The sequence below is a fragment of the Pseudoalteromonas sp. TAE56 genome, assembly GCF_000497955.1.
Classification (GTDB): domain Bacteria; phylum Pseudomonadota; class Gammaproteobacteria; order Enterobacterales; family Alteromonadaceae; genus Pseudoalteromonas.
Window position 1 is genome coordinate 1 of the sequence record NZ_AUTN01000067.1, and the last position, 12,865, is coordinate 12,865.

Sequence of the window (12,865 nt, forward strand, 5' to 3'; positions counted from 1 at the left end):
CGCCGCCACAATAACAATCACTTCACGCAATGCGCCAAGTTTGTGAGCTGTGAGCACCATTTTAGCTAAACGAGGATCAACCGGTAATCGACTTAGCTCTCTACCCGATTGAGTTAAACTCGTTTTACTATCACGTTTGTCTGGCTTTACGGCTTGTAGTTCTTCTAATAACGATAAACCATCACTTATATTACGGCTATCTGGTGCTTGCACAAACGGAAATTTCGCCATATCACCAAGCCCTAACGCCAACATTTGTAAAATAACAGATGCAAGGTTAGTACGCAGTATTTCAGGGTCGGTAAACTCTGGGCGCGATAAAAAATCATCCTCAGAGTACAAGCGTATACAAATACCCGCTTCAACACGTCCACAACGACCCATACGCTGATTAGCACTCGCTTGCGATATAGGTTCTATTGGCAGNGGCGCTGAACTTTTGTACGATAACTGTAGCGGCTTATACGCGCAGTACCTGGGTCTATTACATAACGAATACCCGGCACAGTTAGTGATGTTTCGGCGACGTTAGTCGATAAAATAATATGACGACGAGAGTGCGGTGCAAATATACGGTTTTGCTCTGCGTTAGATAAGCGCGAGTAAAGTGGTAATACATCAGTGTGTTTTAAATTACGCTTGCTAAGTGCATCAGCGGTATCGCGTATCTCACGCTCACCATTTAAAAATATTAGTATGTCGCCTGGGCCTTCGGCGCATAGTTCATCAACTGCATCAAAAATACCTTGCAGCTGATCGCCCTCGGCTTCCATATCATCTTTATTAATATCAGTCGTTGGGTTGTAGCGCACGTCCACAGGGAAAGTACGACCCGATACTTCTATAATGGGCGCATCATCAAAATGCTTTGAAAAGCGCTCAGGATCGATGGTCGCAGAGGTAATAATTATTTTTAAATCAGGGCGTTTTGGAAGTAGGTTTTTTAAATAACCCAAAATAAAGTCGATGTTTAAACTACGCTCATGCGCTTCATCTATAATTATGGTGTCGTATTGATTTAAAAATCGGTCTTGCTGAATTTCTGCCAGTAAAATACCGTCAGTCATTAGTTTAACGTAGGTATTATTAGAAACCTGATCGCTAAAACGAATTTTAAAACCGACTTGCTGACCAAGTTCACATTTCATTTCTTCAGCAATACGGTTAGCCACGGTTCGCGCAGCTAATCGTCGTGGTTGCGTGTGGCCAATTAAGCCATCAACACCGCGGCCAAGCTCTAAACACATTTTAGGAATTTGCGTTGTTTTACCAGAGCCTGTTTCACCGGCAATAATAACCACTTGGTTATTTGCAATGGCGTCTTTAATTGTTTCCTTTTTTTGACTTACTGGCAATTGCTCAGGGTAAGTCACTTTAGGAAGACCCGCTAAGCGCTTAGCTCGCAGTTCTTGGCTACGGGTTATATCAGCCGCTATTTTTTCAAGCGCGTTGGCATGCTTGTTTTCATCGGTTATTTTTTTTACACCATGTAAGCGTTTTTTAAAAATAAATTGATCTTTTTTTAAGCACGTTTTTAGCTCGCCAAACAACTGACCTAGGTTAACCACCCGCATACCTTATAAAATTTTAATAATAGAGCATTAATTGTATCAAACTAAATGCTCAGGGTTAATCCTACAAAGCGCATAACTGCCCAGATATATGTACTTATGGGTTATTCGTCGTTAAAAATCCCCACATAAGTCGCTTGTGTGTTCGATTTACTCGCGCGATACATGCCCGAGGTATTAAACGGCAAGCTAATATTCCCCTTAGCATCAATAATAATAACGCCGCCAGTCCCACCTATAGGCTTAAGCACACCGTTTATAACTTCATCTCCAGCTTCAGCTATGGTTTTATCTTGATATTTAACACGCGCACATATATCGCTCGCTACGTTATAGCGAATAAAATATTCACCATGCCCAGTTGCCGATACTGCACACGATTCGTTTTCAGCAAATGTTCCTGCCCCAATTACTGGCGCATCACCCACACGGCCATAACGTTTTGCGGTCATACCGCCTGTTGATGTACCAGCTGCTAAATTACCGCTTTTATCAAGTGCCACGGCACCAACCGTGCCCATTTTATAGTTATTAGGTAATGCTTTGTGCGCGGCTTGGTACTCTTTGCTGGTTGCTTTGGCTTTATCTAATTTTTGCTTTGCTTTTAAAAGTGCTTTGTAACGAGGCTCAGTATCAAATAAGTTATTTTCAATAAGCTCAACGCCCTGCTCTTTAGCAAACTCCTCAGCGCCTTGGCCGCTAAGCATTACATGCACGGAGTTATCCATTACCAAACGTGCTAATTTAATCGGGCTCTCAATATGTTTTACACCTGCAACAGCGCCGGCTTCACGGTTTCGACCATCCATTATAGATGCATCAAGTTCATGCCCGCCATCGTAAGTGTATACCGCTCCGCGTCCTGCATTAAAATAAGGCGATTGCTCTAATACTGTAATGGCCGCTATCACCGCATCTAAACTTTCACCGCCTTGGTACAATACTTTATAGCCTGTCTCTACTGCTTCACTTAATTTAGCGCGGTACTGCTTTTCTTGAGTGGGTGTAAACCGTGCTTTTTCGATGGTCCCTGCCCCACCATGAATCGCAATGGCAAATGGAGTCTCTGCTGCTAATACGCTATTACTTAAAGCAAAAAGGCTGCTCGCAAAAATTGCTAATAATGGTGTTTTCATAATAAGTTCTTTTATGGGGAAGTTATAAACTAATGTGAATGGTTGAGAGCTTAATTTCAACTAAAGTGAGTTTAATGGCATAAAAAAAGCGCCTTAAGGCGCTTTTTAAATTTAACGTGTTTGTAATTAAGCTTGTTTTGCTTTTAAACGCGCTAAACGTGCTACTTGATGAGTAGACGTTAAGAAAGAATAAATTGGTGCTAAGTAACCACGTTTACGAAGCTCTAAGAAATCAGCATCGCTTAATTCGTTTAGCTTTTTCTCATCGATAAGGTAAATACCGTTGATGTCTTTTTTCTCGCCTTTAATGTCTACTGTTAGCGTTTGCGCAATTAGTAGCTCTTTATCAGCAAGAAATTTAGTGAACGCTTCAGTTACTTGAGAAAACTCAATAAACGATACAAGCGCTTCTTTACGACGTTTTAGGTAATCTGTTTCTTCGCCGTTTTCAAATAATGCGTTACCTTCGTCTTCACCAACAAGCGCACTTGCTTCGTCAATTACGATACCGTATTGATCTTGATCTGGGTGTTTAACTAAGCCCAGTGGGTAACGAGTAGATGCCATAGGTGCAAATGCTGCAGTCCATTTACCATCTTCTACAAAAAGGTTTTCGCCTGGCTCTAAGCCAAACATAGCAACAGCTTGAAAAGTGCCGCTTTCGTTGTTTTTAACGAATGACATTGGAAACTCGTTTGCTACACGTGCAAACTCATGTGCAACTACTGGCACTAAGTGTTGAGTTTTCATGAATTCTACATTGATGCCGTTTTGAATTTTAGTGTTGGCATGTTTTTCGTTGTGTAAAGGCTGTACTTGTTGCTCCGCCATGTTACTGCTCCGTTTATTTTAATTTATATGTTTCATTGTTAATGCCTTTAGGCTAATGCTTTTGAGCTAAAAAAGGAAGGGAAACTTTTATGACAACAACCATGAAAAAATAAAATTTAACTAAATCTGAACGTTGCTAAAAAACATACAGCTAAAACTCATAAATTTTGTGCAAAAACAACACACTTCATGGTTATTTTTAATACAAACACCGATTATTCGTTAACATTGGTTAACAGTACAGGTCTATTTTTTTGTTGTGTTTAGGCTTAAATTTGAGCAAATAAAAAAGGCCACTTATATAAGCGGCCTTTAAAAGTTAAATTAGCATCTAAATTAAGGTGCCCAATATACTTCAATATTTATACTTGGGTGGTTAAGTACCGCGCGTAGTGGCATGTCATTAACATCGCCTCCCGCTTTTGCTTGCTTATAAACAGCGAGTTTCTCTTCACCGCTAATTAAAAGCTTAACTACTTTAGATTGCGCAATGGCATTTAACGTAAGCGTCATTCGCTCAGTAATACTACCTGTAACGTCGCTTTGTATTGCATTAATAGCACACACTGATTGGGTGGTTGTTAAACCATGCTCTAAACCGTCTGCATTTGGGAATAACGACGCTGTGTGGCCATCTGGACCCATACCTAAAATAGTCACGTCATATGGTTTTTTTAGTTCGCTATAGGCAGATTCACACTCTTGTGCGCCCTGTTGGGCCGTTGCAGCAGTGTTCTTCATAGTGATAAAGTTAGCAGCACTACCATAGTTTTGTAATAACGTACTTTTAATAAAGGCTTCATTACTTTTTTCGTGGCTTGGGTCTACCCAGCGCTCATCAACCATGGCAACATCAACATTTTGCCAATCTAAGTCAAGCGTTGATAAATGCTTGTACGCAGGTGCTGGCGACGAACCGCCAGATACCATCAATACAGCACGGCCATCATTTTTAATACCATCACGTAGTGATTGCTCAAGCGTTGCAGAAAGCTCAGTTGTTAACGCGTCTTTATCGTCAAAAAACTTTTCAACTAATGTTGCCATGCTTATACCTTATCGCCTGTGTTAAACCATACGTGGTTGTTTTCTGCTAATAATTCATCAGCATCTTCAGGACCCCAACTACCAGAACGGTAAAGCGCAGGTTTGCCTTTGCCTTGCCATCTATCAATAATTGGATCAATCCACTTCCACGCTTGGCGCACTTCATCACGGTGAATAAATAACGATGGGTTATTTGCAGCAGCATCAAGCATTAAACGCTTGTACGCATCTGAATGGAAACCATTGCTGTAAGCTTGTGAAAGCTCAATATTCATTGTTACTGGCTCAAGTTGCATTTGAAGATTATCAAGGCGCTTAGACATAAGCGTTAGTTGAATTGTTTCCTCTGGCTGCAAACGAATAACAAGGCGATTCGGCTCGATATTGCCCACGTTATCTTCGTAAATATTGTGAGATACTTTTTTGTATTCAACCACAATTTCTGCACAGCGCTTAGCCATACGTTTACCCGTACGAAGGTAAAATGGAACACCTGCCCAACGCCAGTTATCAATGTGCGCACGAATAGCTACAAACGTTTCTGTTTTACTAGAACCTTCATTTAGCTCTTCTAAGTAACCCGGTACAATTTTACCGTTTAAGTCACCAGGTACGTATTGTCCACGAACAATATTTTCATCAACATCACCATCTACTAGTGGACGAAGTGCTTCTAATACTTTTAATTTTTCGTTACGAATGCTATTAGCGTTAAGCTTATTAGGCGACTCCATTGCAACTAAACAAAGTAGTTGTAATAAGTGGTTTTGAACCATGTCACGAAGTGCACCGGCTTTATCGTAGAAACCAGCGCGGCTTTCAAGGCCAACCGTTTCTGATAAGCTAATTTGGATGTTATCAATAGATTTAGCATCCCACATATTTTCAAACAATGAGTTTGAAAAACGCAGCGCCATTAAGTTTTGTACTGTTTCTTTACCTAAGTAATGGTCAATACGGAAAATTTGCTCTTCATTAAAAAATTCTGCAATTTTTCCGTTAATTGCTTCTGCAGAATCACCGCAATAACCAATTGGCTTTTCAACAACAACGCGCGATGTAGGTGTAATTAAACCTTTAGTCGATAATATTTCACAACATGTGCCGTAAACAGCAGGCGGAAGCGATAAATAAAATACGCGAGACTTAGTGCTTTCGTGCTCATCTAAAATGCCTTTTAACACATCCCAGTTGTCGTCTGCTTCTGTAACATTACTTACTACTGGCACTAAAAAAGTAGAAAACGCTTTCCAATCTTTAGCGTTAAACTCACCTTTGCTTAAAAATTCTTGTAATGCTTTATGCGCTGTTTCTACGTATTCAGCACGTTTAGATTCTTCGCGAACTGTTGGTAGGATACGTGAGCCTTCAGGTAAGTTACCTTCTTGATATGCTCTGTACATTGCAGGTAGCAATTTGCGTAACGCAAGATCACCACCGCCCCCAAAAATTATAATATCAAAAGGATTAAGCATAGTTACTCTCTACGTTGTGATACCCAGTACATTTTATAAATGCGCGGATATGCCTATTTATTGCTAGATTAGATGGCTTTTATAGCTGTATTTAAATAAAAGCCTGCTGAATTGTTCTATATCGATGATTTATTATTATTTTTATCATTGCGCTTATTAAATGAGCCTTAGGGGCCCTGTATCTCCTCTCACAAAAATACAGACCCTAAGCACTCCAGCGCTACCCGTTCAAAGGTACTCGGTTTACTTACTTGCGTAAGCGAATTTTTTACTGCGTACGGTTTTGTTTGTAGTACGCCATTAAGCCGTTTGTAGAACTATCATGAGCGTGTTTCACGCTTTCATCAGTGAGTTCACTCTCAATTTTAGATGCTAAACCTTTACCTAGCTCTACACCCCATTGATCAAACGAACATATTTCTAAAATAATGCCTTGGCAAAATATCTTATGCTCATACAGTGCAATTAAACGACCCACTGTTTTAGCATCTACTGTATCTAATAGCATAGACGTTGTAGGACGATTGCCTTGATGAATTTTATGATTTAACAACTCATCAATCTCTGCTTGCGATTTACCCTTAGCGGTTAAATCAGCAGTAACTTGCCCTGCATCTACACCGCTCATCATCGCTTCTGTTTGTGCAAAGAAGTTAGATAATAAAATATCGTGATGCTTATCAACATTCACTTGTGGTTTAACTGATGCAATAAAATCTGCAGGTACAATCACATTACCTTGGTGTAAACACTGATAAAATGCATGCTGACCATTAATACCCGTCATGCCCCAAATAATTGGAACTGTAGTATAAGGTACCGTTTCGCCTGCAAAGTTAACGTGTTTACCGTTACTTTCCATTTCGCCTTGCTGTAAATACGCAGGCAACATGTGCAGTGCTTGGTCGTACGGTAATATAGCTTGCGCTGTGTAGCCCAGAAAGCTCGTATTCCATACACTAAGCAACGCCATAATTAATGGTATATTTTGCTCAAACGGCGCAGATTTAAAGTGCTCATCTACTTCAAACGCGCCTTCTAAAATTGCTTCAAAGGCGTCGTATCCTAAATATAAAGCAATTGGTAAGCCTATCGCACTCCAAAGTGAAAAGCGACCGCCAACCCAATCCCACATAGTGAATACGTTTTCGTCGCTGATACCAAAGGCTGCCGTTTTTTCTAAATTTGTACTTACTGCAACAAAGTGCTTTGCAATTGTACTTTCATCTTTTGTTGTTTGTAAAAACCAATCAACCGCTGTTTTAGCATTTGTCATGGTTTCTGACGTCGTAAATGTTTTTGACGAAATAACAAATAATGTTGTTTCAGGGTCAATGGCTTTCAATATAGATGAAATCTGCACACCGTCAGCATTAGATACGTAATGAACATTTAACGTATCATCAGCAAGTGCTTTTAATGCCTCGGTTGCCATTTGCGGGCCAAGGTTAGAACCACCTACACCAATACTTACAACATCTTTTACCGCTTTACCGGTATAACCTAACCATTTACCACTACGCACTTTTTCAACAAACACTTTAATTTTAGCTAATTCGTTGTCTACAGCTTGTGTTACGTTTTCGCCATCAACAATTAATGGAGTGTGAGCGCGATTACGAAGGGCCGTATGCAGTACTGAGCGATCCTCGGTGATATTTATTTTTTCACCGCTAAACATTTTATCACGCCACGATGCAATATCGCATTCTTTAGCAAGCGACATTAAGTTAGCAAAAACATCGTTATCAATAAGTTGCTTAGAGTAGTCGAATAATACGCCAGGTACTTGAGTCGAAAACTTAGAAAAGCGCGTGTCATCTTGTGCAAATAACGTTTTTAGATGTGTTTGTTTCATCTTAGCTGCACTTTGTTCCAGTGCTTGCCAACTTGCTAGTTGCGTTCGGTTAGACATGTAAGTACCCTCTAATTTTTTCAATCAATTGATTTAAAAATGCTTTTTATAAAAGCAAAACTCTTAACACTGCTTATTTATACTAAAATAAAGCGTCGATAGTATAACTAAAAATGCAAAAAAAGTGCTGTTTTTATAATTTTAGATGCCGATGATAACGCAATTTTTAGCTTTTGACACCGGTATCATAAAAATTTTATAAATTAATTTACCCTCAATTTTAAAGGCAACGGCATAGCTTAATCAATCAAAATGAAATATTCATGAATTTTCATAAGTACTACTAATTACTTTTTATACTCATTAACTAATTACTGTGCATGTTTACATTGCGTGCAATAAACCTTAAAAACAAAAAATCGGCTCTAAAGCCGATTTTGTATAAATTACAATCTTTGTTTAATTGCTAAGCGCCAACCCACCACTTAGGTTATAAACAGTTTTGTATCCTAGTTGCATTAAATTAGTTGCAGCAATTTTTGAGCGGTTACCACCACGGCATAATAAAATGTACTTGTTATTTTTGTTTAATTGGCCTTCAAATACCGCATTTGCCATTCTGCTAAGTGGTATATTTAATGTTTTTTCATCTAGCGTATTAAATAACTGAGCAACATTATTTGCTCCATGTTCATACGGTTCGCGGGTATCTATTAAATATGTATCGCTGGTGTTTAACATCACTTTAGCGTCATCAAAATTTAATTGCTGTGTATCAACCTCAGGTAATGCATTTACATAACCACACAATTGCGTGTTATTTATTTGCTTTGAAGCGTCGTACTGCTGTTTTTGTATTGCAAATTCATCAACTGAAATACTGCCGCTCACTAACGCATCAAGTAGTGGCGTTTGGTTTTGCTGTACAGCCCAGTTCATGGCAAAACATTGTTGGTAGTCGTGCCCTGAGCAAATAATGCTGGTGCTTTTAAGCTGCTTGCTCATTGCTAAAACAGATCGAGCCATTGCTTTTGCGTCGCCACCTATGAGCGATGTATTGCCAAGCCCAGCAGGCAATATTAAATCACCACAAAAACAATAACGCGTTTCGCCATTACTGTTTTTTAATAAATAACTTACGCTATCTTTGCTGTGCCCAGGTGTAGCTACTTTTTCAAGTGCTTCATTTGCCAAATTAATACTTGCTGTATTTAGCGGCCAACCTAGCGAATCAACCTCACCTTTGACAACTCTTGAGGCAAGAACGCTGGTTAGTAAATTAGTCGCTGACTCTCGCTCTTGATGCAGGTGTGTATTAAGCACCGCTGATATAGTTAAGTTTTGTGTATTGGCTATTTTTTCAAAACGCGGAATAAGCTCAATAATCGGATCAATTATAACTGCGTGTTTATCATCGCTCACATAAAGCCAACTACATGCACCTTGATGTCTAAATTGAGTAAGGCCCAGTGCGCATACTTCTTGTTGTGGTGTGGTACTGTCTGACACGATTAAACAGTTTGCCTGTAATATTGCTTTTAGAGCGCGAATACGCACACAAGCATCATCAATATCATGTTGTGTTGCAGCCGGTCCAAACGATAGCCTAATCGCGTTTTCGCTTTGCCACTTACTTGCCCCCATTGCATCTAAAACAAAACTTGTTGATGCACCTGTACTGCAAGCCGAGCCTCCACTTACGCGAATGCCCGCAGCATCAAATAAATCAATCACCTCTTTGCTCGTTAAATCGTTAACAGCAAAGTTAAGTGTGGTAGGTACGCTATAAGCAAAATCATGGTTGAATGTAATATCGCCAAAGGTGTCTTTTATCGCGTTTTGTAACTGGCTTCGATAAGAGTTAAGTACACTAACTGATTTAAATGTTTCGTCTGATTTATCAAGCAACATACTAAATAGCTTATTTAACCCTGCAATACCGGGTAGATTTTCGGTGCCTGAACGCATTCCACTTTCTTGACCGCCACCCGCAATAAAAGGAGTATACGCACTGCCACTACGAATATATAAAAAGCCGATACCTTTAGGTGCATAAAGCTTATGCCCCGAAAAAGGTGCGTAATCTATTGTTGTATCACTAAGCGCGAGTGCTTGTTTACCGAGCGCTTGCACGCAATCCACCATCCACGATACATTTTTATTACGGCTACGAATTACCTGCTCAATAGCGGGTAAATCTTGATACACACCGGTTTCGTTATTAACGGCCATGGTGCAAATCATTAATGCGTTATCTATATGTTTAGCGATAAAATCTAAATCTAAAATACCGTTACTATCAACCGGAATGGCAAGCACTTCAGCATTAACGTCAAGTACGCTATTCCAGTGCTTAAGTGTATTTGGTACCGCTTTATGCTCAGTTGCGCCATATAACAATACAGGGTTTTTAATCGGGTGTTTTTTAGCATCAATTAGCGTAGAAACTACCGCAGTTTGAATGCCTTCTGTTGCGCCAGAGGTAAATAAAATATCGCCATTACTTGCGCCAATAACCGTGTGGGCTTTTTGACGCGTTTGTTCTAATAAATGCTTGGCTTGAATACCTGTTATATGAGGACTAGAAGGATTACCAAAACATATTTGCATGGTATGAGAAACAACATCAGCAATACAAGGCAACACAGGGGTCGTTGCGTTTGCATCAAGGTAAACTTGTTTTACTGGCTCATCGTGCAATAAAAACTCAGACATTAAAAAACGCACCTTATTACTAAAAAATATATCTTATTACCAATAGTACATAAATTTACAGGTAATGAGTAATAATCAATTAGCACTAGAGGTGCGTTTACTATTCTTTTTTAAACTAAAAGTTTGTTTACTTAATTATTCACTGAGCTCTTTACTTATCTCTTCATGTGTTGACGACCAAGCTGTTATTAGCGCTTTTACTAATGAAGCCAATGGGATGGCAAAAAATACGCCCCAAAACCCCCACAAGCCACCAAAAAATAATACCGCGACAATTATAAACACCGGATTTAAATCAACTGCCTCAGAAAACAACAGTGGCACAAGTACGTTGCCATCAAGTGCCTGAATAATTCCGTAAATAATTAAAATAGTCCAAAACTGTGTTTCTAATCCAAACTGAAACAGCGCAACTGCCGCTACCGGAATAGTAACCAGTGCAGCACCAATAAATGGAATTAATACCGACAAACCAACAAGCACACCAAGTAAGGCGGCGTAACGTAAATCTAAAACAGTAAATGCAATGAAAGACACACCACCAACAATTAATATTTCAAACACTTTACCGCGAATGTAATTCATAATTTGTTGATTCATTTCGTGCCACACTTGCAAAATTAAGCGTCGTTGCTGAGGGATCAGTTTAGCAATACTTCCTGTTAGCTCTAGCTTGTCTTTAAGCATAAAAAATACCAGTAACGGCACAAGTACTAAATATATAAGCCAAGCTACAACATCTTTTAAAGAGGTAAGTGAAAACGACAACACAGCCTGACCAAACTCAATAATTTTAGCTTCTACTGTTGCAACAATAGCTTGTACTTGTTCAATACTAATCAAACTTGGGTATTGTTCTGGTAAAGCGATTAAATAAGACTTCCCCTGCTCTAACATATGCGGGGTTTCTTGGACTAGGTTACTGGTTTGCTTCCAAAGCACTGGGCCAATAACCAAAATAAGGGTGAGCATAATGCTAATAAATATCAACATTACAATAATCGTTGCACTAAAACGCTTTAAACCAACGCGCTCTAAATGAACAACCGGCCAATCAAGTAAATAGGCAATAACCAATGCCACAAGCACAGGGACAATTAACGAGCCAAAAAAGTAAAGTAAGGCTACTGAGGCCAATAATAAAAATAATAAGGTAGACGAGTGAGGATCCGAGAACTTCCTTTCGTACCATGTTTTTACGTATTCAAACATGTAATGGCTCCACTAATAACAACCCACGTTGTTTATCAAAATTGTAACTATAAGCATTTTTTTGCAAAAAACGTTTAATATCGTTCGCACTCTCACCTTTATTAAGACTAAAAGTGATACGTTGTTTTGATGACTGCGCACTTCGTAGCGCAAGTTTAAACTGCACAAATTGCTGAGGGCATTTAAACTCTTTTAAATCGCGCTCTACCATAACTACTTTATCCGTATAGTAAATGAATAATAAGTCGCATATTTACGGTCAATATACTTATATACGCAAACCGTTGTAACTTTTTGTTAAAACAATACCTGCAATAGTTTATCCTTATAACATAACTCGCAGTAAGGATAAGTTAATGCCTGGCACGCATAATAAAGCGCAACTACCAAGTAATCCAACACTCAAAGAGATTAATTGGTTTAAAAAGCAAATTAATTGGGGCGAACTCCCTCCTTTTTATCACCTTGTTGCCTCATCAATAAGCGAATCAGAAGGTATTTTAGATCATGGATTCGATAATGCGGTTAAACAACTTATAGATAAACGCAATTGGAACTTAGATTTATTAGAAGGCCACGAAGACAGCTTTGGTGAAATACATACCAAATATAAGCCACGCATTGCGCTACACCAGGTTTTTACCGACAGAGGCTTTGAGCTTTGGGCACAGCCTTATGCTAAAGATGTTATTGTTGACCAATACATAAAAAATAATCGCTTTATGGAGTTTAGAGTGTGGGACCCACATTCAATGAAAAACCTGATCAGAATAAGTCAGTTACATAAGTTTATTGGCTTTTATTTTGAACGGGGCGACAAAGCAGATAAAGCCATTATTTTACACGCACATAAAGTAGTACATAAAATTATTACTTTTTTGCAGCGAGAATTGAACGTTGTAAAGCTTGATGGAGTCACAATAAAAGAACTATACCAATTGTGCGAAAAAGACAGCCGTGCAAGCAGTGACGAAATAGACATAGCCAAAATTGCAATTGGCGAACAAATTAACAAGGAATAAA

The 12,865-nt window shown here is 39.0% G+C and carries 9 protein-coding genes and 1 pseudogene; 1 reads left to right on the forward strand and 9 read right to left on the reverse strand.

The window, feature by feature from the left end; all coding sequences use genetic code 11:
• From hrpA to L656_RS0104840, 9 genes and pseudogenes are all read right to left on the reverse strand, one after another.
• Nucleotides 1-1,568 (reverse strand): annotated as a pseudogene (gene hrpA / locus L656_RS01000000121935) (ATP-dependent RNA helicase HrpA); the annotation flags it as partial.
• Between the two features lie 107 nt (nucleotides 1,569-1,675).
• Nucleotides 1,676-2,707, reverse strand: a complete 1,032-nt coding sequence (locus L656_RS0104805; protein WP_029750625.1) for an isoaspartyl peptidase/L-asparaginase family protein — start codon at nucleotides 2,705-2,707, stop codon at nucleotides 1,676-1,678.
• 126 nt (nucleotides 2,708-2,833) lie between these two features.
• A complete protein-coding gene (locus tag L656_RS0104810; protein ID WP_002961447.1) occupies nucleotides 2,834-3,538 on the reverse strand; it encodes a SapC family protein in 705 nt (234 codons plus the stop codon).
• 336 nt (nucleotides 3,539-3,874) lie between these two features.
• Entirely contained in the window at nucleotides 3,875-4,585 is a 711-nt protein-coding gene (pgl, locus tag L656_RS0104815) for a 6-phosphogluconolactonase (protein WP_024598353.1), read from the reverse strand.
• A 2-nt stretch (nucleotides 4,586-4,587) separates the two neighbouring features.
• A complete protein-coding gene (gene zwf / locus L656_RS0104820; RefSeq protein ID WP_002961451.1) occupies nucleotides 4,588-6,060 on the reverse strand; it encodes a glucose-6-phosphate dehydrogenase in 1,473 nt (490 codons plus the stop codon).
• Nucleotides 6,061-6,328: 268 nt separating this feature from the next.
• A complete protein-coding gene (gene pgi, locus L656_RS0104825) occupies nucleotides 6,329-7,975 on the reverse strand; it encodes a glucose-6-phosphate isomerase (protein WP_024598354.1) in 1,647 nt (548 codons plus the stop codon).
• A 399-nt stretch (nucleotides 7,976-8,374) separates the two neighbouring features.
• Nucleotides 8,375-10,630: an aminotransferase class V-fold PLP-dependent enzyme gene (locus L656_RS0104830; RefSeq protein WP_024598355.1), complete on the reverse strand. Its 2,256-nt coding sequence runs from the start codon at nucleotides 10,628-10,630 to the stop codon at nucleotides 8,375-8,377.
• Between the two features lie 135 nt (nucleotides 10,631-10,765).
• Nucleotides 10,766-11,842, reverse strand: coding sequence for an AI-2E family transporter (locus tag L656_RS0104835; RefSeq protein ID WP_024598356.1), 1,077 nt, complete (start codon nucleotides 11,840-11,842; stop codon nucleotides 10,766-10,768).
• Complete coding sequence (locus L656_RS0104840) at nucleotides 11,835-12,053, reverse strand: sulfurtransferase TusA family protein (RefSeq protein WP_024598357.1); 219 nt, start codon at nucleotides 12,051-12,053, stop codon at nucleotides 11,835-11,837. Before L656_RS0104840 ends, L656_RS0104835 begins: the two co-directional genes overlap by 8 nt.
• A gap of 145 nt (nucleotides 12,054-12,198) precedes the next feature.
• Here L656_RS0104840 and L656_RS0104845 point away from each other — a divergent pair, with 145 nt between their 5' ends.
• Complete coding sequence (locus L656_RS0104845) at nucleotides 12,199-12,864, forward strand: hypothetical protein (protein WP_002961456.1); 666 nt, start codon at nucleotides 12,199-12,201, stop codon at nucleotides 12,862-12,864.
• Nucleotide 12,865 lies beyond the last annotated feature (1 nt).

Bases quoted from the DNA above. Each gene is read 5' to 3' on its own strand.
- pgl (WP_024598353.1), bottom strand. From the start codon at position 4,585: ATGGCAACATTAGTTGAAAAGTTTTTTGACGATAAAGACGCGTTAACA.
- L656_RS0104840 (WP_024598357.1), bottom strand. From the start codon at position 12,053: ATGGTAGAGCGCGATTTAAAAGAGTTTAAATGCCCTCAGCAATTTGTG.
- L656_RS0104805 (WP_029750625.1), bottom strand. From the start codon at position 2,707: ATGAAAACACCATTATTAGCAATTTTTGCGAGCAGCCTTTTTGCTTTA.
- L656_RS0104830 (WP_024598355.1), bottom strand. From the start codon at position 10,630: ATGTCTGAGTTTTTATTGCACGATGAGCCAGTAAAACAAGTTTACCTT.
- L656_RS0104835 (WP_024598356.1), bottom strand. From the start codon at position 11,842: ATGTTTGAATACGTAAAAACATGGTACGAAAGGAAGTTCTCGGATCCT.
- L656_RS0104810 (WP_002961447.1), bottom strand. From the start codon at position 3,538: ATGGCGGAGCAACAAGTACAGCCTTTACACAACGAAAAACATGCCAAC.
- pgi (WP_024598354.1), bottom strand. From the start codon at position 7,975: ATGTCTAACCGAACGCAACTAGCAAGTTGGCAAGCACTGGAACAAAGT.
- zwf (WP_002961451.1), bottom strand. From the start codon at position 6,060: ATGCTTAATCCTTTTGATATTATAATTTTTGGGGGCGGTGGTGATCTT.
- L656_RS0104845 (WP_002961456.1), top strand. From the start codon at position 12,199: ATGCCTGGCACGCATAATAAAGCGCAACTACCAAGTAATCCAACACTC.